Origin of the sequence: Niabella soli DSM 19437 (assembly GCF_000243115.2) — a bacterium.
Taxonomy (GTDB): domain Bacteria; phylum Bacteroidota; class Bacteroidia; order Chitinophagales; family Chitinophagaceae; genus Niabella; species Niabella soli.
Map to the genome: position 1 here is coordinate 1,834,931 of NZ_CP007035.1, position 24,993 is coordinate 1,859,923.

General features: G+C 42.4%; 36 protein-coding genes and 1 tRNA gene. 7 read left to right on the forward strand and 30 right to left on the reverse strand.

Annotation, left to right across the window (positions count from 1 at the left end):
• Positions 1-123: 123 nt before the first annotated feature.
• The 3 genes from NIASO_RS07755 to NIASO_RS07765 all read left to right on the forward strand — a co-directional run bounded on the left by NIASO_RS07755 (position 124) and on the right by NIASO_RS07765 (position 2,668).
• Positions 124-205, forward strand: a tRNA-Leu gene (locus NIASO_RS07755).
• A 74-nt stretch (positions 206-279) separates the two neighbouring features.
• On the forward strand, positions 280-1,686 hold the full coding sequence (tig, locus tag NIASO_RS07760; RefSeq protein ID WP_008584620.1) for a trigger factor: 1,407 nt from the start codon (positions 280-282) through the stop codon (positions 1,684-1,686).
• 61 nt (positions 1,687-1,747) lie between these two features.
• Complete coding sequence (locus NIASO_RS07765; protein ID WP_008584619.1) at positions 1,748-2,668, forward strand: hypothetical protein; 921 nt, start codon at positions 1,748-1,750, stop codon at positions 2,666-2,668.
• Here NIASO_RS07765 and NIASO_RS07770 read toward each other — a convergent pair.
• From NIASO_RS07770 to rpsJ, 24 genes are all read right to left on the reverse strand, one after another.
• The gene (locus NIASO_RS07770; protein ID WP_008584618.1) at positions 2,652-3,473 is read right to left on the reverse strand and encodes a metallophosphoesterase family protein; all 822 of its coding nucleotides are present in this window, start codon (positions 3,471-3,473) and stop codon (positions 2,652-2,654) included. The genes NIASO_RS07765 and NIASO_RS07770 overlap by 17 nt on opposite strands.
• A 279-nt stretch (positions 3,474-3,752) precedes the next feature.
• Positions 3,753-4,562, reverse strand: a complete 810-nt coding sequence (gene map / locus NIASO_RS07775) for a type I methionyl aminopeptidase (RefSeq protein WP_008584617.1) — start codon at positions 4,560-4,562, stop codon at positions 3,753-3,755.
• Positions 4,563-4,632: 70 nt separating this feature from the next.
• Entirely contained in the window at positions 4,633-5,970 is a 1,338-nt protein-coding gene (gene secY / locus NIASO_RS07780; RefSeq protein ID WP_008584616.1) for a preprotein translocase subunit SecY, read from the reverse strand.
• A gap of 76 nt (positions 5,971-6,046) precedes the next feature.
• Positions 6,047-6,496 carry a 50S ribosomal protein L15 gene (gene rplO / locus NIASO_RS07785; RefSeq protein WP_008584615.1) on the reverse strand — a complete coding sequence of 150 codons (450 nt, stop codon included), beginning with the start codon at positions 6,494-6,496 and terminating at the stop codon, positions 6,047-6,049.
• A gap of 83 nt (positions 6,497-6,579) precedes the next feature.
• Positions 6,580-6,765: a 50S ribosomal protein L30 gene (gene rpmD, locus NIASO_RS07790; RefSeq protein ID WP_008584614.1), complete on the reverse strand. Its 186-nt coding sequence runs from the start codon at positions 6,763-6,765 to the stop codon at positions 6,580-6,582.
• Positions 6,766-6,856: 91 nt separating this feature from the next.
• Positions 6,857-7,375 carry a 30S ribosomal protein S5 gene (gene rpsE / locus NIASO_RS07795; RefSeq protein ID WP_008584613.1) on the reverse strand — a complete coding sequence of 173 codons (519 nt, stop codon included), beginning with the start codon at positions 7,373-7,375 and terminating at the stop codon, positions 6,857-6,859.
• Positions 7,376-7,402: 27 nt separating this feature from the next.
• Positions 7,403-7,759 (reverse strand): 50S ribosomal protein L18, encoded by a 357-nt coding sequence (gene rplR / locus NIASO_RS07800; RefSeq protein WP_008584612.1) that lies wholly within the window; start codon positions 7,757-7,759, stop codon positions 7,403-7,405.
• A 122-nt stretch (positions 7,760-7,881) separates the two neighbouring features.
• Positions 7,882-8,436, reverse strand: a complete 555-nt coding sequence (gene rplF, locus NIASO_RS07805) for a 50S ribosomal protein L6 (protein WP_008584611.1) — start codon at positions 8,434-8,436, stop codon at positions 7,882-7,884.
• A 150-nt stretch (positions 8,437-8,586) separates the two neighbouring features.
• A complete protein-coding gene (gene rpsH / locus NIASO_RS07810; RefSeq protein ID WP_008584610.1) occupies positions 8,587-8,985 on the reverse strand; it encodes a 30S ribosomal protein S8 in 399 nt (132 codons plus the stop codon).
• A gap of 106 nt (positions 8,986-9,091) precedes the next feature.
• Positions 9,092-9,361 carry a 30S ribosomal protein S14 gene (gene rpsN / locus NIASO_RS07815; RefSeq protein ID WP_008584609.1) on the reverse strand — a complete coding sequence of 90 codons (270 nt, stop codon included), beginning with the start codon at positions 9,359-9,361 and terminating at the stop codon, positions 9,092-9,094.
• A 26-nt stretch (positions 9,362-9,387) separates the two neighbouring features.
• Positions 9,388-9,963 carry a 50S ribosomal protein L5 gene (gene rplE / locus NIASO_RS07820; RefSeq protein ID WP_008584608.1) on the reverse strand — a complete coding sequence of 192 codons (576 nt, stop codon included), beginning with the start codon at positions 9,961-9,963 and terminating at the stop codon, positions 9,388-9,390.
• Positions 9,964-9,996: 33 nt separating this feature from the next.
• A complete protein-coding gene (gene rplX, locus NIASO_RS07825; RefSeq protein WP_008584607.1) occupies positions 9,997-10,356 on the reverse strand; it encodes a 50S ribosomal protein L24 in 360 nt (119 codons plus the stop codon).
• A 101-nt stretch (positions 10,357-10,457) separates the two neighbouring features.
• A complete protein-coding gene (gene rplN, locus NIASO_RS07830) occupies positions 10,458-10,826 on the reverse strand; it encodes a 50S ribosomal protein L14 (protein WP_008584606.1) in 369 nt (122 codons plus the stop codon).
• Between the two features lie 88 nt (positions 10,827-10,914).
• A complete protein-coding gene (rpsQ, locus tag NIASO_RS07835) occupies positions 10,915-11,172 on the reverse strand; it encodes a 30S ribosomal protein S17 (protein ID WP_008584604.1) in 258 nt (85 codons plus the stop codon).
• Between the two features lie 33 nt (positions 11,173-11,205).
• The gene (rpmC, locus tag NIASO_RS07840) at positions 11,206-11,421 is read right to left on the reverse strand and encodes a 50S ribosomal protein L29 (RefSeq protein WP_008584602.1); all 216 of its coding nucleotides are present in this window, start codon (positions 11,419-11,421) and stop codon (positions 11,206-11,208) included.
• Positions 11,422-11,540: 119 nt separating this feature from the next.
• Entirely contained in the window at positions 11,541-11,963 is a 423-nt protein-coding gene (gene rplP, locus NIASO_RS07845) for a 50S ribosomal protein L16 (RefSeq protein WP_025298798.1), read from the reverse strand.
• A gap of 131 nt (positions 11,964-12,094) precedes the next feature.
• The gene (gene rpsC, locus NIASO_RS07850) at positions 12,095-12,859 is read right to left on the reverse strand and encodes a 30S ribosomal protein S3 (protein ID WP_008584599.1); all 765 of its coding nucleotides are present in this window, start codon (positions 12,857-12,859) and stop codon (positions 12,095-12,097) included.
• A 9-nt stretch (positions 12,860-12,868) separates the two neighbouring features.
• Entirely contained in the window at positions 12,869-13,318 is a 450-nt protein-coding gene (rplV, locus tag NIASO_RS07855) for a 50S ribosomal protein L22 (protein WP_008584598.1), read from the reverse strand.
• 102 nt (positions 13,319-13,420) lie between these two features.
• Positions 13,421-13,690 (reverse strand): 30S ribosomal protein S19, encoded by a 270-nt coding sequence (rpsS, locus tag NIASO_RS07860; protein ID WP_008584596.1) that lies wholly within the window; start codon positions 13,688-13,690, stop codon positions 13,421-13,423.
• Between the two features lie 40 nt (positions 13,691-13,730).
• Positions 13,731-14,570, reverse strand: coding sequence for a 50S ribosomal protein L2 (gene rplB, locus NIASO_RS07865; RefSeq protein ID WP_008584594.1), 840 nt, complete (start codon positions 14,568-14,570; stop codon positions 13,731-13,733).
• A gap of 128 nt (positions 14,571-14,698) precedes the next feature.
• The gene (gene rplW / locus NIASO_RS07870; protein WP_008584592.1) at positions 14,699-14,998 is read right to left on the reverse strand and encodes a 50S ribosomal protein L23; all 300 of its coding nucleotides are present in this window, start codon (positions 14,996-14,998) and stop codon (positions 14,699-14,701) included.
• Positions 14,999-15,107: 109 nt separating this feature from the next.
• A complete protein-coding gene (gene rplD / locus NIASO_RS07875; protein ID WP_008584590.1) occupies positions 15,108-15,746 on the reverse strand; it encodes a 50S ribosomal protein L4 in 639 nt (212 codons plus the stop codon).
• Positions 15,747-15,781: 35 nt separating this feature from the next.
• On the reverse strand, positions 15,782-16,399 hold the full coding sequence (rplC, locus tag NIASO_RS07880; protein ID WP_008584589.1) for a 50S ribosomal protein L3: 618 nt from the start codon (positions 16,397-16,399) through the stop codon (positions 15,782-15,784).
• Positions 16,400-16,684: 285 nt separating this feature from the next.
• A complete protein-coding gene (gene rpsJ / locus NIASO_RS07885) occupies positions 16,685-16,990 on the reverse strand; it encodes a 30S ribosomal protein S10 (protein WP_008584585.1) in 306 nt (101 codons plus the stop codon).
• A gap of 197 nt (positions 16,991-17,187) precedes the next feature.
• On the opposite strand from rpsJ, the gene NIASO_RS19640 reads away from it, so the two are divergent.
• Positions 17,188-17,796, forward strand: coding sequence for a leucine-rich repeat domain-containing protein (locus NIASO_RS19640; protein WP_008584583.1), 609 nt, complete (start codon positions 17,188-17,190; stop codon positions 17,794-17,796).
• Positions 17,784-18,905: a leucine-rich repeat domain-containing protein gene (locus NIASO_RS07895; protein WP_245605255.1), complete on the forward strand. Its 1,122-nt coding sequence runs from the start codon at positions 17,784-17,786 to the stop codon at positions 18,903-18,905. Before NIASO_RS19640 ends, NIASO_RS07895 begins: the two co-directional genes overlap by 13 nt.
• Positions 18,906-18,912: 7 nt before the next feature.
• On the opposite strand, the gene NIASO_RS07900 is transcribed toward NIASO_RS07895, so the two are convergent.
• Complete coding sequence (locus NIASO_RS07900) at positions 18,913-19,677, reverse strand: phosphatidylinositol-specific phospholipase C/glycerophosphodiester phosphodiesterase family protein (protein WP_008584579.1); 765 nt, start codon at positions 19,675-19,677, stop codon at positions 18,913-18,915.
• 145 nt (positions 19,678-19,822) lie between these two features.
• Positions 19,823-20,425 carry a peptide deformylase gene (gene def, locus NIASO_RS07905; RefSeq protein ID WP_084568274.1) on the reverse strand — a complete coding sequence of 201 codons (603 nt, stop codon included), beginning with the start codon at positions 20,423-20,425 and terminating at the stop codon, positions 19,823-19,825.
• Between the two features lie 145 nt (positions 20,426-20,570).
• Here def and NIASO_RS07910 point away from each other — a divergent pair, with 145 nt between their 5' ends.
• Positions 20,571-21,122: a hypothetical protein gene (locus NIASO_RS07910; RefSeq protein ID WP_008584576.1), complete on the forward strand. Its 552-nt coding sequence runs from the start codon at positions 20,571-20,573 to the stop codon at positions 21,120-21,122.
• A 124-nt stretch (positions 21,123-21,246) separates the two neighbouring features.
• Here NIASO_RS07910 and ruvX read toward each other — a convergent pair whose 3' ends face one another.
• From ruvX to NIASO_RS07925, 3 genes are all read right to left on the reverse strand, one after another.
• Positions 21,247-21,660: a Holliday junction resolvase RuvX gene (gene ruvX, locus NIASO_RS07915; protein WP_025298800.1), complete on the reverse strand. Its 414-nt coding sequence runs from the start codon at positions 21,658-21,660 to the stop codon at positions 21,247-21,249.
• 42 nt (positions 21,661-21,702) lie between these two features.
• Complete coding sequence (locus NIASO_RS07920) at positions 21,703-22,638, reverse strand: UbiA-like polyprenyltransferase (RefSeq protein ID WP_008584572.1); 936 nt, start codon at positions 22,636-22,638, stop codon at positions 21,703-21,705.
• A 76-nt stretch (positions 22,639-22,714) separates the two neighbouring features.
• Positions 22,715-23,257, reverse strand: a complete 543-nt coding sequence (locus NIASO_RS07925) for an RNA methyltransferase (RefSeq protein WP_025298801.1) — start codon at positions 23,255-23,257, stop codon at positions 22,715-22,717.
• Positions 23,258-23,500: 243 nt separating this feature from the next.
• Between NIASO_RS07925 and NIASO_RS07930 the strand changes: the two genes are divergently transcribed.
• Complete coding sequence (locus NIASO_RS07930) at positions 23,501-24,328, forward strand: class I SAM-dependent methyltransferase (RefSeq protein WP_008584570.1); 828 nt, start codon at positions 23,501-23,503, stop codon at positions 24,326-24,328.
• Between the two features lie 44 nt (positions 24,329-24,372).
• On the opposite strand, the gene NIASO_RS07935 is transcribed toward NIASO_RS07930, so the two are convergent.
• Positions 24,373-24,945, reverse strand: a complete 573-nt coding sequence (locus tag NIASO_RS07935) for an outer membrane beta-barrel protein (protein ID WP_008584568.1) — start codon at positions 24,943-24,945, stop codon at positions 24,373-24,375.
• Between the last annotated feature and the right edge of the window lie 48 nt (positions 24,946-24,993).

Here is a 24,993-nt window from a genome sequence, read left to right on the forward strand (position 1 = left end):
GATTCAGCCGGCTCATTATACAGACGCTAAAAAATATTCGAATGTTGTCAAAAAACCCATTTTTTACTCAAAATATCCTACATTTGCAGCCCTCCCGAAAGCATATCGGGGTTATGTTCTTTTCCGGATGTGGTGGAATTGGTAGACACGTCAGACTTAGGATCTGATGCCGCAAGGTGTGGGGGTTCGAGTCCCTTCATCCGGACGATTTTCAATTTATGGTTTGTGGTTTATGGTTTATAAACAATAAACTATAAATTAATAAACTATAAATTTATTATGGCTACAGTAACACAAGAAAAAATTGGCCCGCTCCACGAAAAGATCAGTGTAACGCTTGATAAAGCAGACTACTTACCTGGTTTTGAAAAATCATTAAAAGAATATAGTAAAAAAGCCAATATTCCCGGCTTCCGCCCCGGGAAAGTTCCTTCCGGATTAATAAAGAAAATGTACGGTCCTTCTCTTTTTGTGGATGAAGTGCTCCGCTCTATTGATAAGGAAGTGGTACAGTACCTGGATACCAACAAGATCAACATTTTCGCCCAGCCCCTGCCGCTGGAGAATGATCTGACCAAACTGGATGTAAGCAATCCGCAGGCTTATGATTTTCATTTTGAAATTGGTCTGAAACCCGATTTTAAATTGCCTGACCTTGCCAAGGCCGCCCTTACCGGTTACAATATTGATATTACTGATGAGATGGTAAACGAAGAGCTCGAAAGGCTGCAGAACCGTTATGGCAACATGACCGATAAAGAAGCAGTGGAAGGCGATGATAACGTTTTAAACGTAACGTTTGAAGAAACAGGAGCCGACGGCGCTGTGATTGAAGACGGTATAAAAAAAGAAAATTCACTGCTGGCAAAATACTTCGCTCCTAAAACCCGGAAAGAATTAATGGGTAAAAAAGCCGGCGACACCATCACAATAAAACTGGGTGACGCTTTTGAAGAAAAGGAGCTTGATTTTATTGCACCGGACCTTGGCCTGAACAAAGACGAAGCGGCAACAAAAGATAAGACATTTAACCTGGTGATCACTAAAGTGGGGCTTTTGGAAAAGCGGGAATTGAATGAAGAATTCTTTACCCAGTTGTACCCTGGTAGCGATGTAAAAACAGCAGACGATCTGAAAGCAAAAATAAAAGAAGAAATTTTCAACTACTGGGCGGCTCAAAGCCGTAACCAGGTGCAGGATCAAATCTTCCATTACCTGGTGGACGACACAAAAATTGAGTTTCCTGAAGCTTTTTTGAAAAACTGGCTTATTACACAGAACAGCCAGCAGCAGGAGGGTGAAAATCCGCAGCCTGCAAAAACCGCCGAGCAGATCGAAGCGGAAATTCCTACCTTCCTTAACCAACTGAAGTGGACGCTTATCACCGAAAAAATTGTGGCTGAAAACGAGATCCAGGTGACTCCGGATGAGATCAGGGATTTTGCAAAACAGCAACTGTTTCAATATATGGGCAACAACATGGGCCCTGTTGAAGACCAGCCCTGGATTGTGGACTATATCAATAAAATGATGAAGGACCGCAAGTATGTTGAAGATGCTTATGGCCGCTTACAATCGCAAAAAATATTTGAATGGGCTGAAACAAAAGTACGCCCCAAGGGAAAATCGATCAATGCCGATGATTTTGCCAAATTAGTGAGTGAGCACCAGCATCACCACCATTAATTCAGTATAAACGAATTAAAACCGTCTCCAATTGAGGCGGTTTTTTTATTTTTAACATAAGATGATTGCTTTAACCAGTAAAGTGCAATATAAAAATTACGAACCGGGAGAGTTTGCCGAAATCCAACAACGCACTTATGAAGCAACCCTTCAGCTAATTAAAAATTATCCGTGGGAAAAGGAGCACGATCATCTTGTAGTAGATATGACTACCCCTTCGGTTACCCTGCAGGACGATAACGGAAGTTATTTAAAGCTGGGACTCTATTATAACCATAAGTTTGTGCTATACTATTATGACGCGGGCAATGATGATTTATACCTGAAAAGTGTTGTAACCCTGGAAGAAAGTTTTCCGTATGTAAGAGAATATTTTAATAACCCGGAACAGGTCCCGGACGGATTTAAATTTGAAAACACCTGGTTTAAGGAAAAGGCGCGGCATTTTGCCACCAATGATTTCTGCTATACCGTTGATGAAAGGAGGTTGCGGGCATTTTGCTTTTCCTTTTCTAATATCGTATACTTTGGATTTGGGTTGGTCCTGCTATTTTCTTTGGCAACGCATCCAATAAAAGGCCTGCATCCGCTTTTGGCAGTATTGCTATTGATCCTTCTCCTATCAGTGATGGGAGGCGGCATCCAGATTTTGCTGCTGATCAAATATTACGCTATCGACAAAAACAAAGTACTTATCTTTTCCAAAGGCAAAAAAACGTTTTACTACGGAACGGAAAACGAGCAAAAAGAATATCTGAAACAAGACATTGATGCCATCGAAATAAAGCAATCATCAAACAGTGGCAAAAATCCTATTTATGACTTTGCTGCTTATAAGATTTATATGAAAGATGGAACCCTTTTGACGTTTACAAGTCTTCTAATGCCTTATCTGGACTTTGAGCAGAAAGTTTCGGGCCTGCCGGTCAAAGAAAAAAAGCGTTTTCCCTGGCCGGCAGCCGGTACTATACCTGCAACGTAGCACTATTTATTTTTACATCCGGGTTCATAATATAGGTAAGCACATCGTTATTATCCAGCAATTCCACTATACGGAATCCTTTATAATCCGTTCCCCAGTTGCCGCCTACATGCGCATCAAAAATAAAGGGAATTCCATCACGCTTTAAAATACCGTCCTGATCATGATCGTGACCATTAAGGATAGCGCGTACATTCTTATGCTGTTTTACCAGCTCCAGGAACTCGGGGCAATCAACAGCATTAGCAGTGAGTTTGGCTGGGTTTATATGAATGATTATAAAGATGTTTTTCGCGTGCTGATGCTGCTCCAGTTGCTGCCGCATCCAGCCCAGGTTCGGGCAGATATATTTTCCTTTCTCGTCGGAAGTGGTTGCGGCCAGGAAAACCGTTTCCCTTGCCGTAAAGGTATAATTCACCGGGCTGTTCCATATCTGCATCCATTGTTCCGCCGTTACCTGATCATGATTCCCGGGCGTTACATACCATTTCATTTTCAATTGTTCGATCAGTGCTTTTGCAGCCGGGTAGTGTTTGGGATCATTATGCACAATATCACCGTTTAACATACAAAAATCAAAAGGTTGTACGACATGGGCTGCATTGATCTTGGTTATGACCGTTTTCAAAAAATTGTCATAGTCTGTTTTTTCCTGCCCGTAATGCAGGTCGGAAGCAATGGCAAACCGAAGGCGCTTCTTTTTCCCCAGGAAGGACTGTAGCTCGTTACCGGCTTTAACAATGTTTCCATTGGCCAGCAACAGGAATAAAGGGGAAGCCGCCTTTAAAAAATCTTTGCGTTTCATAACAATTCGTTTAGCTAAAGATATTCAATCCGGAGCAATTGGCGAGGGTATCAATGTAAAGAAATGATGAATACTTTATCGGAGATTCTTTGGGCCGGTAAAACGGGAAGGCCGATAAGTTATGCGCGGTACGCCACACGCCCTCAGCGGATCTGTGCTTCAATGGCTTTTTAATAACCATTAAGAAATTAAGGCCATTAAGAAAACGACTTAATGATTCTTAACTTCTAAATGCCCGACCGACCGGAACGGGCAGGGTTTATATTAATTGCGTAGCGTTCAGGATGCCAGCTCGCAAACAAATAATTCCGGGTTGTTTTTTTCAGCTTCTTCAATCGTTGCATAATTGGAAAGCACATCTGCTTTTCCCGGGCGCACGCAAACGTCATGTTCAAAATGAACAGAGGGCTTGCCGTCTTTGGTGCGTACCGTCCAGCCATCGCTTTCCGTGTACACATCTTTGGTACCCAGATTGATCATGGGCTCAATAGCCAATACCATTCCGCTGGCAAGCTTCATACCATTACCCCTTCTGCCATAATTGGGCACCTGTGGATCTTCGTGCATTTTTTGTCCGAGACCATGCCCCACCAATTCGCGTACCACGCCATAGCCCCGTTGTTTTTCAGTATAGTCCTGGATAGCAAAGCCTATATCCCCGATGCGATTGTTTGCTGTTGCTTTTTCAATGCCCTTGAACAGGGAGGCCTTGGTTACGGCAACCAATTGAGCCGCTTCCGGCGTTGGTTCGCCAATAACAAAAGTATAAGCATGATCGCCATGCCATTTCTCCAAAATAACGCCTACATCAATGGAGACAATATCCCCATTTTTCAGTTCTCTTTTATTAGGGAACCCGTGCACCACAACATCGTTTACCGATATACAGGAGTTAAACGGATAGCCGTTATAGTTTAAAAACGAAGGCACTGCATTATGATCTTTTATGAACTCGCCTATTTTTTTATCCAGACTTATCGAAGTAACTCCGGGTTTCAAAATTTTAGCGATCTCTGTTAGTGTTTTACTTACCAGCAATGCACTTTTACGCATGAGCTCCACCTGCTCTTCTGTTTTTATTTTAACCATACCATTTATTAAAAAAGTCCCGCAACGGCTGCTGCGGGACTGCAAATTTATTGAAAATTCTTAAGATTACTTAAATCTGAATTGCAGAGGAACTCTGACGTCCCTGTATGCGACCACTTTTCATTAAGCCATCATACTGGCGCATCATCAATTGTGTTTCTACCTGCTGTAAGGTATCCAGGATAACCCCTACCATGATCAGCAGTGAAGTACCTCCAAAGAACATTGCAAATCCCTGCGTCATACCGAATAACTTTTGAATAATACCGGGAAGAATACCCACCAGCGCCAGCAATACAGCGCCCGGGAAGGTGATCCGGTCCATGATCGTTCCGATATAATCAGTAGTAGGCTGTCCTGGTTTTACACCGGGGATAAACCCATTATTCTGCTTCAGGTTATCTGATATTTGTTTGGGGTTAAAAATCAACGCTGTATAGAGGAAGGTAAATCCGATAACTACTGCAGCATATACCAGCATGTACCAGCCATTTGTATGATCGGTAAACATCCGGCCCAGTGTGGCGTTTTTGCTACCCATGGTAAACAAGGTGGGTACAAAGATGATCGCCTGCGCAAAGATGATCGGCATTACACCAGCTGCGTTTACTTTCAATGGCAGAAACTGGCGGGCTCCGCCAAACTGCCGGTTGCCCACGATTTGCTTCGCATAATTTACCGGTACTTTCCGGGTTCCCTGTACCAGGATAATACAACCCATATTAATGGCAATGTATAACGCTATTTCGATAATGAAGATCAGGATATCACCGGTACGCACCGAACGAACGGCAAGTTCCTGTGTGAATGCCTGCGGCAGACGCGCCAGGATTCCCACCATGATGATCAATGAAGTACCATTTCCCAATCCTTTATCTGTGATCTTCTCACCCAGCCACATTACAAAAAGCGTTCCTGCGGTAAGCACCACTACGGTCGTTAATGTAAAGTTGAATGAGCCATATCCGGGCATAATAGCCGGGCCGGCTGTTTGGTGCAGGTAAGCGATATAGGCAAAAGCCTGTACCAGCGTTACCGCTACGGTAAGGTAACGGGTGATCTGGTTGATCTTATTGCGGCCGCTTTCTCCTTCCTTTTGCATTTTCTGGAAAGAAGGCACCAATACCGTCATCAACTGTATAAAGATGGACGCTGTAATATAAGGCATGATCCCCAATGCAAAGATGGAAGCCTGGTTAAAGGCCCCTCCCGCAAAAGTATTGATCAAATCCAGGATACCGCTTTGGTTGGCTTTGCTATACTGTTCCAGCGCAACAGGATTAATTCCCGGAAGCACTATATGCGCTCCTACACGATAAACAGCGGTAAGCACTAACGTAAAAAGGATCTTACTCCTAAGCTCATCAATGCTCCAAATATTTTTTAATGTTTTGATTAAATTTTTCACCTGATTCTTCTTAGTTTGTCAATGCTCCAAAATTAAAAGACGCACTGAGTGCGTCCAAATTTATTTCCGGAAAATTTTACTTCAAAATTTCAACCGTTCCGCCAGCAGCTTCAATAGCCGTTTTAGCTTTTTCGCTTATTGCGTGAACTTTGAAATTGAATTTTCCTTTAATCTCTCCATTGCCCAGGATCTTCACTTTATCTGTTTTCCCAATAAAGCCCATGGTATACAAATTCTCGGCGGAAAAATCAGTAATATTATGTGTTTCAGCCCATTGATCTACCTGGCCGATATTAATCACCTTGTAAACGATTTTATCGGGGTTCTTGAAGCCTCTTTTAGGGGTACGACGCTGAATAGGCATCTGACCACCTTCATGGCCCATTTTCCTTTTGTAGCCCGCACGGCTTTGTCCACCTTTATTACCTTTTGTAGAAGTACCACCGAAGCCGCTACCTTCACCGCGACCAATTCTTTTCTCTTTGTGTACCGCGCCTTTTGCAGGCTTTAATTCATGTAATTTCATTGTTTTTAAATTTTTACTTCCGGGGTTTATTCCCCTCGCTTGTTTAATTAATTGGTTATTCAGAAACTGTTAATCGCTAATAACTAAGCGTTAACTTCCTCCACGGTAACCATGTGCTCTACTTTGCGGATCATTCCAAGGATCTGTGGAGTAGCTTCTACTTCTTTGCTGCTGTTGGTTTTATTTAAACCCAGCGCCTTCAATGTAAGCTTTTGACGCTCCGGACGATCGATAGGACTTTTTACTAAAGTAACTTTTAATTTTTTCATTGCCTTAATTATGTTTAAGGTTCAAGGTTTAAGGTTCAAGGTTCAAGGTCTTTATCAACTTTAAACTTTAAACTTTAAACCTTAAACTTTTTTATCCGTTAAATACTTTCTTTAAACCTACGGTTCTTGTTTTAGCTACATGTACCGGCTCTCTCATCATTGCTAAAGCTTTAAAAGTAGCCTTAACCACGTTATGAGGATTTGCTGAACCTAAGTTTTTTGCCAATACATCGGTGATACCAGCAGCTTCCAGCACGGCGCGCATAGAGCCTCCGGCGATTACACCGGTACCGGCAGATGCAGGCTTTACCATTACTTTCGCCGCCCCTTCTTTAGCCCATTGATCATGAGGGATAGTGCCCTTCATGATGGGAACTTTAATAAGGTTTTTCTTTGCGTCTTCTATTCCTTTGGTAATAGCTTCCTGAACCTCTTTCGCCTTTCCCAAACCATGTCCTACAACACCGTTACCATCACCTACCACAACTAATGCAGAAAAGCTGAATGCACGACCACCTTTAGTTGTTTTTACCACACGATTGATCGCTACAACCTTATCTTTTAATTCAAGGTCGCCGGCTTTAACATTGTTCAAATTAACTGTTGACATTATTTCGTTTTAGAATTGAATAACTTTTTAAAATTGCAAACCACCTTCTCTTGCGCCTTCCGCCACTGCTTTCACCCGACCGTGGTACAGGTAACCTCCTCTGTCGAAAACTACATTTTTCACATTCAGATCAACAGCTTTGCGTGCAATAGCAGCACCTACTAATTTGCTCTTATCAGATTTAGTACCCGCCTGAGCTGCGATTTCTTTATCTTTTGTAGACGCCGCTGCAATAGTAACACCAGTAGTGTCATCAATCAACTGTGCGTAAATATCAGTGTTGCTGCGGAACACCGCCAATCTTGGTTTTTGTCCGGTTCCGCTGATCTTTACACGGATGCTGCGGCGAATGCTGGTTCTTCTTTTGACTTTTGCGTTTGACATTGTCTTTTCTATTTATTTTCCTGATACTGCCAGGAAGAATTTGAAAATTTGATGATTTGAGAATTTGAAAATGTTTAATGAATCAATTTTCAAATTAATCCATTTTCAAATCTTCAAATTAATTACTTACCTGCAGACTTACCTGCTTTTTTACGTACGATCTCACCAACGAAGCGAACCCCTTTTCCTTTATAAGGCTCAGGCTTACGCAGGCTGCGGATCTTAGCGCATACGGCGCCCACCAGTTGTTTGTCGCTTCCGCTGATGGTAATGGTAGGGTTCTGTCCTTTTACTGTTTCAGTAGCTACAGTAAGTTCTTTCGGAATATCAAAAACAATATTGTGAGAATATCCTAAAGCAAGATCCAGTACATTACCCTGGTTCGTAGCCTTAAAACCTACCCCAACCAATTCCATTTTCTTTTCGAATCCGTTAGTTACCCCTTCAACCAGGTTGGCAACCAATGCACGGGTTAAGCCATGCAGCGCGCGGTGGTGAATTTGATCAGAAGGACGGGTGATCGCGACCTCACCATCTTTTACTTCTACTTTAATATCCGCGTTAACGGGTTGTTTCAATTCGCCTTTTTTACCTTTAACGGTTACCACGTTGCTATTATCGACGGTAACAGTTACGCCGGCGGGAATTGTAATGAGTTGTTTACCTATACGAGACATAATTTTAATTTGAAAATTTGAGAATTTATATAATTTGAAAATGTAGGTCCAAATGGTTTCAGTTACCGTATAAAAAACTTAAATTCACATTGAGCCCTATTATTATTTGAAAACCATTTTCAAATTTTCAAATTTCCTAATTATCACATTCTAGTAGATGTGACAAAGAACTTCTCCACCAACGTTCTGAGCTTTTGCATCTTTATCGGTCATTACTCCTTTTGAAGTAGACAGGATAGCAATACCCAAACCGTTTTTAACCCGACGGATCTCAGCAGGTTTTGCATACTGACGCAAACCCGGGCGGCTAACTCTTTCCAGGCTTTGAATAGCCGGCTGTTTAGAGTTTGCATCGTATTTCAAAGCTATTTTAATAAGTCCTTGCTTATTATCTTCTTCAAATTTATACTTCAGGATATATCCCTGGTTGTATAAAATTTCAGTCAGGCGCTTTTTAAGGTTTGATGCAGGGATCTCCACGATACGGTGTCCCGCCATTTGAGCGTTACGTATTCTAGTTAAAAAATCTGCAATTGGATCTGTTACCATTGTTATATGAATTATTTCAGTTCTAAATTGAGTGGGTGGTTTATTTTAAAAGCCCATACCCTGTCTTACGGCTTTGTTAGGCTCCTCATCAGAGCTATGAAAAGATTTACCAGCTTGCTTTTTTCAATCCGGGAATTTTTCCGTTCAGGGCCATATCTCTTAAAGCAACCCTGGAAATTCCGAAATAGCGAACATATCCTTTTGGACGGCCAGAAAGCTGACAACGGTTTTTCAAACGCACTTTAGAAGAGTTTTTAGGCAGCTTGTCCAAAGCGGCGTAATCACCGGCTTTCTTCAGCTCTTCTCTTTTTGCGGCGTATTGCTCCACCATTTTCTCTCTTTTTTTCTGACGGGCTATAATTGAAGTTTTTGCCATTTTATATCAATTTCAATTTAATATTATTATTCAGCAGATTTCTTTGCGTTCTTAAAAGGCATTCCCAGTTCTTTCAACAGTTCATATGCTTCTGCATCTGTTGCTGCTGTAGTAACGAAGGTGATATCCATACCGGTAATTTTATTTACTTTATCGATATCAATTTCAGGGAAAATGATCTGCTCGGTAACACCCATGGTGTAGTTACCGCGACCATCGAAAGATTTTTCATTGATCCCTTTAAAGTCACGTACGCGGGGCAATGCCACTGCGATCAAACGATCCAGGAATTCGTACATTTTCTCACCACGCAGGGTAACACGCGCACCGATAGGCATGCTTTTACGCAGTTTGAAGTTTGAAATATCTTTCTTCGAGTTGGTAACCACTGCTTTCTGACCTGTAATGGTTGTCAGTTCCTCCACGGCAACGTCTACCAGCTTTTTATCGGTCACAGCGCCGTTTACACCGCGATTGATACAAATCTTTTCAAGCTTTGGAGCCTGCATTACTGATTTGTAAGAAAATTTCTTAACCAATGCAGGAACCACTTCATTTTTATATTTTGTGGCCAGCCTGGGGATATATGTTTTAGTACTCATGGTCTATTACTTTATTATGCGATACACAAAAGATTAGATTTTTTCTCCGGATTTTTTGAAGATGCGCAGCGTTTTACCTTCTTCGCGTACCCGCTTAATTTTAGAAGGAGCTTTAGCCTTTGCATCCCACAGCATAACGTTGCTGATATGGATCGGTGCTTCTGTTTTAACGATACCCCCCTTCGTATTCTGAGCCGAAGGTTTGGTATGTTTGGTTTTGATATTGATCCCTTCCACCAGCACTTTTCCATCTTCCACCAATACCTCTTTCACCAACCGGGGTTTGTATTCGTATTTACCGCTATCATCTTTCCGGGGTTTGCCGGCGCCGCTGATAACAATAACCAGATCACCTTTTTTAATATTGTACTTGGGTTTAAATCTTTTGCTCATTTTTTTATGCTTTCTTTATGCTTAATGCGCGAGGCGCGAGGCTTAACGCTATTTTTTATGGATAGAATGCCTGCCGCATTTTGCATTAGGCATTTAGCTTCTTACAGAACTTCAGGGGCCAATGAAACAATCCTCATATACCCTTTATCACGCAGCTCACGGGCCACGGGTCCGAAGATACGGGTACCTCTGGGCTCATCTGCTGCGTTTAAGATCACCACCGCGTTATCGTCAAAACGGATATAAGAACCATCTTTACGACGTAATTTGTTGGTGGTGCGAACAATAACGGCTTTAGCCACCGTACCCTTTTTAATACCACCTGCCGGTGTAGCGTCTTTAACCGTAACAACGATCTTATCACCGATTCTTGCATAACGCTGCCCACTGTTACCCAGCACACGGATGCAAAGAACTTCTTTAGCGCCACTGTTATCGGCAACGTTTAATCGGCTTTCTTGCTGTATCATTTTAATTTGTTTTTTAGTATTTAGTATTTAGTACTTAGTACTTAGATACAAAAATTATTGCTACATACTGAATACTCAGTACTAATATCTATTTAACTTTCTCAATTACCTCAACCAGTCTCCAGCGTTTCAGCTTGCTCAAAGGACGGGTTTCCATAATTTTAACGGTGTCCCCAATGCTGCACTCATTCTTTTCATCATGAGCGTGAAAGCTGGTAGTTTTTTTAAGGAACTTACCGTAAATAGGGTGTTTTACTTTTCTTTCAACCGCAACAGTAATGGTCTTTGTCATTTTGTTGCTGGTAACCACTCCTATTCTTGTTTTTCTTAAATTTCTTTCAGACATTTTATTTACCTTTTAGCTTGTACTAAATTGCTGTTAAGCTTTTACAGCTGCGCTGTTCTGTTTTAAAAACGTTTCAATTCTGGCGATATCTTTACGAAGCGCCCGGATAGACATCGGGTTTTCAAGCGGAGAAATAGCGTGAGCAAATTCCAGCTTTTTTAACCGCTGTTTGGATTGCTCCAGCTGTATCTTCAGGTCTTCAACGCTTACCCCTTTAATGCTGTCTACAAATTCTTTTTTCTTTGACATCTTTATTAATTTGAAAATGTGAGAATGTGTTAAATGTGAAAATTACTTGTTGCTATGCGACCGGACAATGTTTTAGGTTACTTCCCCCTACATTATCACATTTCCACATTACCACATTATTAATTCGTAACTAAATCCCTCCGCATGGTGAACTTTGTCTTGATCGGCAGTTTACCGGATGCCAGGGACAATGCCTGACGGGCCACTTCTTCACTAACGCCATCCACTTCAAATATGATACGGCCCGGCTGTACTACTGCTGCCCAGTATTCCAGGTTACCTTTACCTTTACCCATACGTACCTCTGCAGGCTTTTTGGTAATCGGCTTATCAGGGAAAATCCGGATCCAAACATTACCTTCCCGTTTCATGCTGCGGGTCAGCGCCTGACGGGCTGCTTCAATCTGACGGTCAGTAATCCAGTGAGAATCCAGGGCCTTTAAGGCGTAAGAACCAAAAGAAATGGTCGTTCCTCTTTTAGCATCGCCTTTCATGCGACCCTTCTGCATTTTCCTGTGCTTTGTTCTCTTCGGTTGTAACATCTTACTTAATTTGAAAATTTGAGAATGTGAGAATGTGAAAATGAACCCTCACAACCAAATAACTATTTTATTCGATGGATACCAGGAAACACAAATTTTCACATTCCCTGATTTCCACATCTCCACATTAATTAGTTTCTTTTATCTCTTCCTCCACCGCGACGATCCCGATCGCCTCTGCGGTCATCCCGGCGATGCTCTCTTCTTTCTCCGCCGCCTACATTTTTATCATTGCCGGAAATAAAGTTGGGGTTCAGATCGCGCTTAGCTAATACTTCACCTTTACAGATCCATACCTTGATACCGATCTTTCCGTAAACAGTCTGGGCAAATACGTTTGCATAATCAATATCCATACGGAACGTATGCAACGGTACCCGGCCTTGTTTGAACTCTTCGCTACGGGCAATTTCAGCACCACCCAAACGACCGCTCAGTTTTACTTTGATCCCTTCCGCACCCATACGCAGGGCAGAAGCAATCGCCATTTTAGTAGCCCGTTTAAAGTTGATGCGGTTCTCGATCTGACGGGCAATAGTGTCGCCTACGATCATCGCATCTGTTTCAGGACGACGGATCTCCAGGATATTGATCTGTACATCGTCGTTCTGCGTTAATTTTTTCAGCTCTTCTTTAATACGGTCTACTTCACCACCGCCTTTACCGATAATGATACCAGGCTTGGATGTATGAATCGTAATAATTAATTTACCTAAAGTTCTTTCGATAACAATTTTAGAGATCCCTCCTTTGTTGATACGCGCATTCAGGTAGGTTCTGATCTTATTGTCTTCGATTAACTTAGAAGCAAAGTCTTTTTTGCTTCCATACCAGTTAGATTCCCATCCGCGGATGATACCTAAACGGTTACCAATTGGATTTGCTTTTTGACCCATATTTATTGGTTATGCTTTTTTAGATTCTTTAGTTGACTTTTTCGCAGCAGCTTTCTTAGCCGGGGCTTCCTTCACTTCTTCTGCAGGAACCGCTTTAGCTTTCTTAGTTGCTTTTTTGCTTTCGCCGGCAACGTCCACAATAAGTGTAACGTGGTTGCTGCGTTTGCGAACACGGTACCCACGACCTTGGGGTGCGGGGCGCATACGCTTTAAGGTTCTGCCGCCATCTACAAAAATGGTCTTCACCACTAATCCGGCCTCATCGGCCCCTTCATTAGCCTGCTTCCAGTTTGTAATAGCGCTCAACACCAGCTTACGCAAAGGTACTGCAGGGTGTTTGGGATTGTGCTCTAATTCGGCCAATACCAAATCCACTCGCTGGCCGCGGATTAAATCAGCCAACAACCTCATTTTACGAGGGGATGTTGGATAATTTCTAAGTTTTGCTACTGCTTCCATTATTTTAGTTTCAAGTTTCCGGTTTCCGGTTCAATGTTTAGTACATTCCCCCTTCGCCATCAAACGATCTTTTTTTATAAAAAATTCTTTTTACTAATACGATTACTTCTTATCGCCCGCATGTCCTTTGAAGTTGCGGGTCGGTGCAAATTCACCCAGTTTATGTCCAACCATAAACTCTGTAACATATACAGGAATGAACTTATTTCCGTTATGTACTGCAAAAGTGTGGCCTACAAAATCAGGTGTAATTGTAGAGCGGCGGCTCCAGGTTTTAATTACAGCCTTTTTCCCTTTTCCTTCATTAATAGCCAGCACTTTGTTCTCTAAGTGAGTTGCTACATAAGGACCTTTTTTTATCGAACGAGCCATATTTGTTTATTTCTGATTTCTGAATTCTGATTAGTGATTACTATTTAGCCAGTTTACTTCCGTTTTTACGCTGGATAATTAACTTATCGCTTGACTTACCCACTGTTCTTGTTTTCTCTCCTTTAGCGTATTTACCAGTACGGCTGCGTGGATGACCACCGGAAGCTCTACCTTCACCACCACCCATCGGGTGATCTACAGGGTTCATCGCCACACCACGGTTTCTGGGGCGGATACCTTTCCAGCGGTTTCTACCGGCTTTACCCATGCTTTGCAGGCTGTGGTCGCTATTGCTTACCACCCCTACTGTAGCAAAACAGTTGATCAGTACTTTTCTCAACTCACCAGAAGGCATTTTCAATACAGCGTATTTTTCTTCCTTGTTGGTTAACTGAGCAGAAGCACCGGCGCTTCTGGAAATTTTACCACCCTGACCCGGATTCAGTTCAATATTGTGAACGTTAGTACCCAGTGGCATATTCTTCAATTGCAACGCATTACCAATTTCAGGAGCTACGGCATTACCGCTGATCACTTCAGTGCCGATCTTCAGCCCCTGAGGCGCCAGGATATAACGCTTTTCACCATCTGCATATTCCAACAATGCTATAAATGCAGTACGGTTCGGATCGTATTCGATGCTTACCACTTTCGCAATTACATCATGCTTATCTCTTTTGAAATCTACGATACGGTATTTCTTCTTATGTCCACCACCTCTGTAACGCATGGTTAAGTGACCAGAAGAGTTACGCCCACCTGTGCTTTTCTTAGTTTCAACTAAGCTTTTTTCAGGTTGGTTGGTAGTGATTTCGGAAAACGAATTTCCGATTCTCCAACGGGTTCCGGCTGTTACCGGTTTAAATTTCTTTACTGACATTGTATTTATTTCAGATTCTTATCTATTCAACACTTCGCGGCGGTTGATTGCCTTTCTGTTTTTGTTAATGGTTCATAGATCATAGTTCATGGTCTCTTTCTATGAACTATATGCCATATGCTATGAACTTAAATATTTGCGTACAGATCGATCTCCTCTCCGGCCGCTACAGTAACATAAGCTTTTTTATACCCTGCTTTACGTCCCTGGATAAAACCGGCCTTTGTATAACGGGTTTTATTTTTTGCAGGGGCTACAACTGTATTTACGCTGGTTACGGTAACACCATAAAAAGTTTCAATAGCTTTTTTGATTTCCAGCTTGTTCGATTTTTTTGCCACTTTGAAAGCATAGCGATGCAGCTTTTCCTGCTGAGCGTTTGCTTTTTCGGTTAAAATCGGCTTTATTAATATTTCAGAAGGTTTCATCTTTTACTAATTTGAAAGTTTGAAAATGTGGTAATGTGAAAATTTTAATCTCTATATTTTGTGCTGATCGCATTTCCACATTTCCACATCAGCACATTTACACATTTGTTTAAGCTTCTGCAGTTTCTAAATCTTCAGAAAATATTTTAGCAGCGCCTTCAGAAAGTACCAGTACTTCAGAGTTTACGATATCATAAGTATTAATATCGCTCAAGGGCAGTGCCAGTACGCTGGGTACATTGCGCAATGACAATTCAACATTATCATTCGGTTCTGCAGTGATGAACATTAACTTCTTATCGCCTACATTCCATTTGCTTAAAGCAGTGGTTAAAGTTTTTGTTTTAGGAACTTCCAGGTTGATGTCCTCAACAACAACGATAGCATTTGCTTTTGCTTTATAAGACAGCGCTGAAATCTTAGCCAGGTCTTTTACTTTCTTGTTCAGCTTAAAGCTGTAATCGCGGGGCTTGGGTCCGAAGATGGTACCACCACCTTTGTACAGCGGATTCCGGATATTACCTTTACGGCTGCCACCGGTTCCTTTTTGTTTGTGCAGCTTGCGGCTGGCACCCTGTACTTCCGCACGGGTCTTTACTTTATGGGTTCCCTGGCGCTGTGCAGCTAAATATTGCTTAACAGCCAGGTAGATCACGTGGTCATTGGGTTCTGCACCAAAGATATCATCAGGCAACTCTACGGAGCGGCCAGTGCTTTTACCTTCTATATTTAAAACTTCAATTTGCATTTTCAAAAATTTTATGTGTTACAGGATACCGGATCTTACTTTTGGATATAAACGATAGAACCGATATGGCCCGGTACGGAACCACTAACCAGAATGTAATTTTTTTCAGCGAAGATCTTCACCACTTTCAAACCTTTCAGTTTTACGCGGTCGCCACCCATACGGCCGGCCATACGCATACCTTTCATTACACGGCTGGCGTCGGAAGAGTTACCTAATGAACCCGGAGCACGCTGACGATCATGCTGACCGTGCGACTGCTCACCTACCCCGTGGAAACCATGACGTTTTACAACACCCTGGAAACCTTTACCTTTTGTAGTACCTACAACATCAACTTTATCACCTTCTTCGAAGATGTCTACAGTAATGGTATCACCAATATTTTTTTCGAGGGAATAATCTCTGAATTCTTTTGAGAATTTTTTAGCGGAGGTGTTAGCTTTAGCGAAGTGGTTTTTCTCTGGTTGTGTGATGCGACTTTCTTTTTTATCGCCGAAAGAGATCTGCAGTGCGTTGTAACCGTCTGAATCTGTTGTTTTTACCTGCGTTACGACACAAGGACCGGCTTCAATGATCGTACAGGCTGTTTGTTTACCTGAAGGATCATAGATACTGGTCATTCCCAATTTTTTCCCAATAATACCTTTCATTGTTATGTTGTTTTATGCCGAACAGGTTTATTGGGACTTTCACGCTGGTGGCGCGACTCGATCCCCGTTTGCTAGCGACCTTTTCCGTTGTTTCCTGCCTGATGCAGAATTAGGAAGTACCGATAGTAAACAAACCCTGAATGGCTTGTTTTTATGTTTTTACTTCGTTTGCTTAAGAAGCTGATTTTCAGAGCTCTTTTCTTCCCGCAGGGCGGAACTTGAGAGATGAAAGTATTTTAAAAAGAACTAGTTGCCACAGGCAGCGCCTCCCGATAGCTATCGGGATTAGGCTTTGATCTCCACTTCCACACCGCTGGGCAAATCCAGCTTAGACAAAGCGTCTACTGTGCGGGAAGAAGAAGTATAGATATCCAATAATCTTTTGTGTGTAGCCAGTTGAAACTGCTCGCGGCTCTTTTTGTTTACGTGCGGAGAACGCAAAACGGTAAAAATTTTACGATGCGTGGGCAAAGGAATAGGCCCTGTAACAACTGCACCAGTGCTGCGCACTGTTTTTACGATTTTTTCTGCTGATTTATCAACCAGGTTGTGATCGTAAGACTGTAATTTAATTCTGATTCTCTGTGACATTGGATAAACCCAATTTTATTTGGGAGTGCAAATGTACAGTCTCCTTTTGAAATAAACTAATTTTTATCCATTAATTTTAAAACATTGCACTTTATGTAACGCAGGAACCGCTTTGCAGATATCAATTTTTATCAATAAATTAGATGCGACGACCCTTGCAGTAAAAAAATAACCAATCAGTGGGCAACAACTGCTTTATGAAAAAAGACATCCTTTTATTATTAATTATTTGTTTTTCAATTAATTGCGAAGCTCAAAATTTAATTCCGGCAAAACGCAATACTATAGTTTACACCAGTATAGATTCCGCCGTCAAATACAAGGACTCGGTTCTCTATCTTGAATTAAAACATGATGCCATCCTCAAAACAGATCTGAGCCTTATAGCACAACTGCCCAACCTGACCCAACTTTCGCTTTATGGCGGAGGGCTCACGCAGATACCCGAAAGCATTTACAAACTCGGCAACCTGCGCCAGCTTACCATCAGTTATAACAAAATAAGCAGTATCCCGAAAAGCATATTAAAGCTGAAAAAGCTGGAATATCTGGCGTTAAATAATACCAGGGTAACAGAAATCCCCGGCTGGATAAAAAACATGTCGTCTCTAAAATCACTTGTTCTTGAACGCAATAATATTACCACCCTTAAAAACAGCCCCGGGCTTAATAGAACACTTAACTATTTGAGTATCAGCAATAATCAGCTAAAAGAACTACCTGCTTCGTTTAAAGCCTTCTCTAATTTAAAGAAGATATCTCCCATAATAAGTTTACCCATTTACCCGGCATTCTGTTATCGCTAACATCGCTTGAAGCACTAGATGTATCCGGTAATAATCTGCAAATGCTTCCCAGGGAAATTGCTGCCTTACAGGAACTGAAACAACTTAAATTGGATAGCAATCCCTTTACACAACTGCCTCCATTAGACAGTTTAAAAGCATTGGAAATGCTTTCTATAAGTAATGATACGGTACTGTCTGAAATACCGTCATTGCCCCCATCACTTAAACATTTGTATGCCTATAACGCCAATAATCTCAGGAGCATTCCTAAAGCGCTCCGGAACTGCGAACAGTTGAAAACATTGATTGTCACCAATGCACACATTGACTTTGCGCCGTCCTGGATATTTGAGTTAAAAAAATTGAATTGGCTGACACTCGATGGAAATCGCATCACTAGTATTCCCCCGGTTATAAATATACCGGAATTAGAGTATCTGAATTTAGATAATAATAAAATAGATTCAATCCCCTTTTCCCTTTTTACACTCCCTAAATTAAAGACCCTGTCTATAAACAATAACCCGGTAAAACATATCCCAAAAGCGATTTTACAAGCAGGGGCGCTAAAATATTTTAATATTGAAAAAACACGGATAGCCAGTGAAGAATACACCGGGATCAGGATAGAAACGGCAAACAAGTCCATTATAATAACTGCGGACGATAAACTAAAATTATTAGCCTACGACAGAAACAGGCCCTGCTATTCAGACGATGACAGCCTTTTGTTCAATTACGAAATATTTACAAAAACGGAAGTGCCCCCAAGATTTAACGAAAACACAAATGATAAAATTGATTTTTTTAACCGATCACTCCTTTTCCCGTACATTGATTCAACAGGATACAAAGACCAACCGTTCTCAGATACGGTAATTGTAAAGTTTGTTGTGCTACCCTACGGCGGCATCACCAAAGTAACTACTTTGGTTGCCAAACTGAAGCAAACCAAACAGGAGGCGCTGCGATTGTTAAAGCTCTCCTGCACCGGCTGGAAACCGGCTGTTACAGGCAGCAGAAGCGTGAAAGCATGGTGTTATACACGGTTTATATTTACCCAATTTTACAGTGGTGGTATTATTCAAAAGAAATTATCCGTGCAGGTTATTCCGCAGTACCCATAGGAGGTATTTATTGGTGCACGAATTCCGTCAGCTCCGCGATCTTATCAGTATTAATATACCCAACCCCTAATGCTTCAAAGGTTTTCCAGGCATTGGGCGTGTCCGGAGCCCCCCAGAAACGGACTGTTTTGCCGGCCCGGCGCGCTTTGGCGATCTCCCGCTCCAACACCAGTTTGGAAGCCGCATCTAAAGTACCGGTACCATCCCATTTGGAATAGTCCCTGAAATTAGCACTGAAAAGCGCAACCCTGGCAAGATTCTTCTTGGTATAGTTATAGGTAAGATCCCCATCAAACCAGATAAAAGAGGGATACGTAAACAAAGAGTCCTTGGAGGGCTGATTACCGGTTATTACGATCCGCACCCGCTTATTATTAATGATATCCGGGTACGCTTTCAGCTCCCTGATAATTTCAGCTACGGTGGCAACGCCGTCAATTTTGCAATCGATCAGGAGCACCAACTGTCTTTTGGGGTCGGGATATACGGCTCCTTTATTCTTAAGGATCATTGATTTCAAAGGATCCAGGTAAAGACTCCTCAGCGTCCGGTCTGGCCGGATCTCTTTTTCGTTATGCGCCACCAACAGCTCGTTGGGTCGCAAAAACACATCCGCTTCTATTGAACCGAACCGATGTTCATAAGCCAGCCAGAAAGGCCTTTTCTGTTCATAGTCATTGTGGGAATGTGCATTTTGAACGGTGTAGATCTTTGGTTGCGCAAAAGCATTAGCAGCAATACAAAGACAAAAAGCAAGCAACAGTTTTCTCATGTTAAAAGAATTTGTCGTTTTAGAAAATTATAATAATTCCCGCAGAATGCGCAGATTATCGCAGGCTAAATAATCATATATCAGCGTAAATCTGCGAAGTCAGCGGGAAATACTATTACATACAATAATGTCCCCGGACACGTCCTTAACTGAAAGACATTTTATAATCCACCCGTATCTTCCCGTTGGCAATATCGTTCAGCTTACTTTTTATCAGTTTCTTTTTTAAAGGCGGCAGGTAATCAATAAATAATTTCCCTTCGATATGATCATATTCATGGAGAATGACCCGCGCCGTAATACCACTAAAGGTTTGGGTATACTCCTGAAAATCTTCATCCTGGTAGGTTATTGTTACGGTTTCATTGCGGCGTACATCTTCCCGTATTTTAGGAATGCTCAGGCATCCCTCATTGTAACTCCAGAGCGCCCCCTCCATTTCTTCTACATAAGCATTAATAAACACCTGGCGGATACCTTCATCACCAGGATAGAGGTCCTTTTCATCATCCTCAAGATTTTCGATGATCTGCCGGCTATCCACTACAAAAAGACGGATGGACCGGTTAATTTGCGGGGCAGCAAGGCCTACGCCGTTGCTGGCGTACATGGTTTCCCACATCGATTCAATAAGTGATTGCAACTCAGGATAGCCAGCGTCAATATCTTCCGCCACTTTTCTTAAAACAGGATTGCCGTAGGCAACAATGGGTAAAATCATAGATGCAAAGGTAGTAAGAATTGGCATATCGGTTGCAGGTTGCAGGTTTCTGGTTTGTCGTTTGACGTCTGACGTTTTTGCATTTGCATTGCGCGTTTAGCATTCCGCATTAAGCGTTCAACTACTCCCCAGAAAATGTACACAAATCTTGTATTTTCGTAAAAAAACTGCTATGAGAAAAAACTTGCTTGCATTGTCCGTTCTGCTTTCGGTTATTTGTCTGTCCTGCCAAAAGGGAAACGACACCTTTGACACTTCAGGTTGGTATTTCAAAGTTAAAATAGATAATCAGTGGGAAACCCTTCCAGACGACCTGGGAGCCTATTTGCAAACGGAATGGTCGGGCAGTAATATGCCCTTTTTAGCGCTTAGCGCCAAAAACAACGCAACCGGGGAGTACCTGCTTTTAAATTTCAATGTGACCGTCGTCAAGTATAATGCAGACAGCACTGTTAAGAACCCGCCCAGCATGAAATATGACTTTCGCTATCTTGGCTACTCGGTAAATGATGAATGGGTTATGGAAACCAGGCAATCTATGGGCAGTCCTAACCCTGATTTGGGAAAGATCAACTTACAGGAGTTTAAAGTGATTGATACTGCCGGGAAAATGGCAGGGCTCTTTACAGGAAACTTATCCTATGTGAATAAGGCGGGCAAAACGGTAACCATTACAGAGGGCCGGTTTAATTTGCCCAGGAATGATCAGAAAAGGTTGAATTAAGGGTTTGCAGATTACTGGATACTTGATACTCGATGCTTGATACTCAATACTGGAATCGAGCATTAAGGATCCGGTATCAAGCATTGGCATTCCGCATTAAGCATCCTGCATTGAGCGTTCCGCATCAAGCATTCCGCCCCAGGTATTCCTGCAATATAATCGTAGCCGCAATTTCATCCACCAGCGCCTTATTCCTTCGCTGCATTTTCTTCAATCCCATTTCCAGCATGGCGTCCTTAGCCATTTTGGAGGTATAACGTTCATCCACCAATTCCAGGGGCATTGCAGGAAAATGTTTTTTTATCTCTTTAACTGCTTTTCTTACCAAAGGAGTGCCATGCGTATCAGAATCATCCCAGTTCTTGGGCTCGCCCATGATAATTTTTTCAACGGGCTCCTCCCCGGTATATTTTTTCAGAAAAGGGATCAGCTCTTTAGAATCGATCGTTGTGAGCCCTGTTGCTATAATTTGCAACGGATCGGTAACTGCGATGCCGGTGCGTTTTAAACCATAGTCGATTGCGAGAATTCTAGCCAAGATGAAATAATAAATAAGAAATGTAAAACTATGGGCCATGAACTATAAACCATGAACCAGAAACATGTCCGCGATGACCAATACCGCAAAAACTACCGAAGCAATGCCATTGGCCGTCATAAACGCCAGGTTCACCTTCCGGAGGTCGTTGGGTTTTACAATACTGTGCTGATAAATAAGCATGCCGATAAATACAGCCACCCCGCACCAATAGACCCAGCCAAAATGCCCGCTGATACCGGCAAAAACTACTGCAGCGGCACTAAGCAAATGCAAAACGGTTGAAACCTGCAGGGCTTTTTTACCGCCCAGTTTTGAGGGAATGGAATATAACTCATTTGTACGGTCAAAGGCTTCGTCCTGCAGGGCGTAAATAATATCAAAACCACTCACCCAAAACAACACAGCAAAAGAAAACAAGACCGGTAGCAGGGCAAATGTTCCGGTAACAGCCAAATAAGCGCCAATAGGCGCTAATGACAACCCCAGCCCCAGCACCAGGTGACATAAAGCGGTAAAACGCTTGGTGTAGCTATACCCCAGCACCACCAATAATGCTACAGGTGATAAAAAGAAACAAATAGTATTAATAAAATAGGTGGCCATAATAAACAATAAACTGTTTACAACCGTAAATCCCAATACTCTTTTGGCGGGCAAAACACCTGCGGGAATCTCGCGCACCGCGGTACGGGGATTTAAGGCATCAAACCGGCGATCCAGGTAACGGTTAAACGACATGGCCGCGTTTCGCGCCAGCACCATACATAATAGAACCAGCAAAAACAACCAGCCTTTTTCCCTGAAAAAATAAATGGATTTATTCCACATGGTGGGCATGATCCCCGTGGCATTGGGCGACTCATCACTTATATCCAGACTGCGAACCCCCAGGAAAAAACCTATAAACGCAAAAGGCATCGCAAAAATAGTATGCGAGAATTTTACCAGGCTCAGATAATTTTTTGCAACTGACATTGGGCAAAATTAACAGAGTTCATTCAATCGGCAAGCGGAAGGCGGAAGGCGGAAGGCGGAACGCGACGGCAGTTGACTATTGACTATTGGCCCCGATATACCCCCGCACCAATTCCCACAGCACCACTCCCGCTGCCGTGGCAATGTTCAAAGAATGTTTCATTCCCAATTGCGGAATTTCAATGCAATTATCGCATAAAGCGATAGTAGATTGCTCTACCCCGGTAACTTCATTGCCGAATACCAGGGCAATTTTGGATCGGCCATCCCAGTTCAGTTCGTTTAGTTTTTTGCTGTTGGCAACCTGTTCAATAGCGAATACTGCATATTCCAACTGGCGTAATTCATCAATGGCTTCTTTTGCACTGGGAAAGTGTTTCCAGGTTACGGACTCTTCCGCTCCCAGCGCTGTTTTTTTTATTTCCTTATGCGGCGGCTTTGCCGAATACCCGGTAACATAGATTCCTTCCACCAGGAACGCATCACTGGTACGAAAAACACTGCCCACATTATAAGCGCTGCGAATATTTTCCAGCACCACCACGATCGGCATTTTCTCTGACTCCCTGAATTCCGCTACCGATTTGCGCCCCAGCTCTTCCATACTTAATTTTCGCATGGCGCAAAAATAACATTTTTTGGTTCCCAATATATTTAACCGCGATAACACAAAGAACAACCTATAAGGCATTGCTCACGGATTCCGTAGATTATCACAGAAGGATTTCAAAATCTGTGTACATCTGTGCCATCTGTGAGAAAAAAAGGAGATAAAAACCTGGCGTCCTTGCGCCCTGGCGGTTAAAAAAACTGTATCATTGTGCATAAATGTAAATACGTAGTATTTCACTAATACCCTTATATGAATTTTACCGCGCATAATATCAAACTCAAAGACGGCTCCACCACTATGAACAACGGCACTCCCATTTTAGCCGAAAGCGCTATGTGGACCTCAATTGCCCAAACCGTTGATTTATTCTTTCCTCAAACCCATGCAGAGCGGGCCACCGTTAAAGTAGCCGACCTCGGATGCCTGGAAGGTGGCTATACTGCTGCATTTGCCCGGATGGGATTTGATGCGCTGGGTATTGAAGCCCGCGAAGACAATGTGAAGAACTGTAACCTGGTTAAAGAAAACCTGGGACTGCCCCACCTGAATTTTGTTAAGGATGATGTGCGCAATATGGCAAAATACGGTCCTTTTGATATTTCTCTTTGCTACGGTTTGCTGTATCATTTAAATGACCCCGTTAGTTTTTTACAAACACTTTCCGACAGTACAAAAAAACTATTGCTGCTGAATACCCATTTCGCACCGGAACACGACTTCCGGTATAGCCTCGGGCCTATAAACAATTACCTGCTGGCGCCCATTCAAAAAAGAACTCATTTTTTAGAACGGCAAAAAAACTACCGCCTTTCCCCCATCACCACTAACGAAGGATATAGAGGCCGGTGGTATAAAGAATGGAACCAGCGCACTGCAAAATCAGGCATTGAAAAAATGCTATGGGCTTCTTATAACAACGACCGGTCTTTTTGGCTGTGTAAGAAAGAACTGACACAGGTATTGCACAGCGTAGGGTTTACCCACGTATTTGAACAGTTTAACTTTACGGGCGACCTGGTGCCGGATCACTACACCAGTTCTTTTAACCGTACCATGTTTGTGGCGTTAAAAAGTTAAAGCCGCCCTTACGGAGCGGCTTAACCTTTTTGCTATAATCAAAATTACTTTTTCATATCGTCACGAATCGCTTTTAACTTAGACGATGGCAGGAAAATTTGAAATCCCAAACTCAATTCGGGAGCAAATGCCACACCATTATTACCGGCGCCTGTAATAATATTCGCCTTAGCAAGCGCTTCTAATGCAATATTCTGATTCACGAAAAATGCAACCCCCGGCCCAATTCCGGCACCAAATCCGTTTGTGGATTTACCGCCACCATTAGCACCACTAACCCCCGCATTAGCTTCTGCAAAAGCACGGGTCTGTTTAGGGGTATTAACTTCGTCATGCCCGAAATAATAACGCGCCAGCGGGCCTACAAAATAATTAAAACTGGGGCTCTGGGCTCTCCCGGCTTTTAAGCCCAAACTTACTTCACCACCTAGGGCCAGGTTATCCTGTATAAACCAGGCGGCTTTCGGAGTAATATTCATGCTAAAACTCCTTTCATTTGTATTTCCGCCAATGGTTGCCAAACTACCTCCTATTAAGTAATAGCCTTTCTGAGTTTGTGCCTGCGCACCTAACGCCATCGTAGTAAGCACTACGGCAAAGATCAATAGCTTTTTCATAAATTGAATATTTTATATAGGTACAAACCAACAATTATGCCATTCGAG

Coding starts and splice junctions, on each gene's coding strand:
- rplW (WP_008584592.1), bottom strand. CDS start 14,998: ATGAAACCTTCTGAAATATTAATAAAGCCGATTTTAACCGAAAAAGCA.
- rpsQ (WP_008584604.1), bottom strand. CDS start 11,172: ATGTCTGAAAGAAATTTAAGAAAAACAAGAATAGGAGTGGTTACCAGC.
- rpmD (WP_008584614.1), bottom strand. CDS start 6,765: ATGAAAAAATTAAAAGTTACTTTAGTAAAAAGTCCTATCGATCGTCCG.
- rpsJ (WP_008584585.1), bottom strand. CDS start 16,990: ATGTCACAGAGAATCAGAATTAAATTACAGTCTTACGATCACAACCTG.
- map (WP_008584617.1), bottom strand. CDS start 4,562: ATGGTTAAAATAAAAACAGAAGAGCAGGTGGAGCTCATGCGTAAAAGT.
- NIASO_RS07900 (WP_008584579.1), bottom strand. CDS start 19,677: ATGAGAAAACTGTTGCTTGCTTTTTGTCTTTGTATTGCTGCTAATGCT.
- rplR (WP_008584612.1), bottom strand. CDS start 7,759: ATGTCAAACGCAAAAGTCAAAAGAAGAACCAGCATTCGCCGCAGCATC.
- rpmC (WP_008584602.1), bottom strand. CDS start 11,421: ATGTCAAAGAAAAAAGAATTTGTAGACAGCATTAAAGGGGTAAGCGTT.
- rplO (WP_008584615.1), bottom strand. CDS start 6,496: ATGAAATTACATGAATTAAAGCCTGCAAAAGGCGCGGTACACAAAGAG.
- NIASO_RS07920 (WP_008584572.1), bottom strand. CDS start 22,638: ATGTCAGTTGCAAAAAATTATCTGAGCCTGGTAAAATTCTCGCATACT.
- def (WP_084568274.1), bottom strand. CDS start 20,425: ATGCCAATTCTTACTACCTTTGCATCTATGATTTTACCCATTGTTGCC.
- rpsN (WP_008584609.1), bottom strand. CDS start 9,361: ATGGCAAAAACTTCAATTATAGCCCGTCAGAAAAAAAGAGAGAAAATG.
- rplV (WP_008584598.1), bottom strand. CDS start 13,318: ATGGAAGCAGTAGCAAAACTTAGAAATTATCCAACATCCCCTCGTAAA.
- rplX (WP_008584607.1), bottom strand. CDS start 10,356: ATGAGCAAAAGATTTAAACCCAAGTACAATATTAAAAAAGGTGATCTG.
- rplE (WP_008584608.1), bottom strand. CDS start 9,963: ATGAGTACTAAAACATATATCCCCAGGCTGGCCACAAAATATAAAAAT.
- rplP (WP_025298798.1), bottom strand. CDS start 11,963: ATGTTACAACCGAAGAGAACAAAGCACAGGAAAATGCAGAAGGGTCGC.
- rplC (WP_008584589.1), bottom strand. CDS start 16,399: ATGAAAGGTATTATTGGGAAAAAATTGGGAATGACCAGTATCTATGAT.
- rplB (WP_008584594.1), bottom strand. CDS start 14,570: ATGTCAGTAAAGAAATTTAAACCGGTAACAGCCGGAACCCGTTGGAGA.
- rpsC (WP_008584599.1), bottom strand. CDS start 12,859: ATGGGTCAAAAAGCAAATCCAATTGGTAACCGTTTAGGTATCATCCGC.
- tig (WP_008584620.1), top strand. CDS start 280: ATGGCTACAGTAACACAAGAAAAAATTGGCCCGCTCCACGAAAAGATC.
- NIASO_RS07765 (WP_008584619.1), top strand. CDS start 1,748: ATGATTGCTTTAACCAGTAAAGTGCAATATAAAAATTACGAACCGGGA.
- NIASO_RS07770 (WP_008584618.1), bottom strand. CDS start 3,473: ATGAAACGCAAAGATTTTTTAAAGGCGGCTTCCCCTTTATTCCTGTTG.
- NIASO_RS19640 (WP_008584583.1), top strand. CDS start 17,188: ATGAAAAAAGACATCCTTTTATTATTAATTATTTGTTTTTCAATTAAT.
- rplN (WP_008584606.1), bottom strand. CDS start 10,826: ATGATACAGCAAGAAAGCCGATTAAACGTTGCCGATAACAGTGGCGCT.
- NIASO_RS07910 (WP_008584576.1), top strand. CDS start 20,571: ATGAGAAAAAACTTGCTTGCATTGTCCGTTCTGCTTTCGGTTATTTGT.
- NIASO_RS07930 (WP_008584570.1), top strand. CDS start 23,501: ATGAATTTTACCGCGCATAATATCAAACTCAAAGACGGCTCCACCACT.
- NIASO_RS07935 (WP_008584568.1), bottom strand. CDS start 24,945: ATGAAAAAGCTATTGATCTTTGCCGTAGTGCTTACTACGATGGCGTTA.
- rplF (WP_008584611.1), bottom strand. CDS start 8,436: ATGTCTCGTATAGGTAAACAACTCATTACAATTCCCGCCGGCGTAACT.
- rpsH (WP_008584610.1), bottom strand. CDS start 8,985: ATGGTAACAGATCCAATTGCAGATTTTTTAACTAGAATACGTAACGCT.
- rpsS (WP_008584596.1), bottom strand. CDS start 13,690: ATGGCTCGTTCGATAAAAAAAGGTCCTTATGTAGCAACTCACTTAGAG.
- rpsE (WP_008584613.1), bottom strand. CDS start 7,375: ATGTCAACAGTTAATTTGAACAATGTTAAAGCCGGCGACCTTGAATTA.
- NIASO_RS07925 (WP_025298801.1), bottom strand. CDS start 23,257: ATGCGAAAATTAAGTATGGAAGAGCTGGGGCGCAAATCGGTAGCGGAA.
- rplD (WP_008584590.1), bottom strand. CDS start 15,746: ATGCAAATTGAAGTTTTAAATATAGAAGGTAAAAGCACTGGCCGCTCC.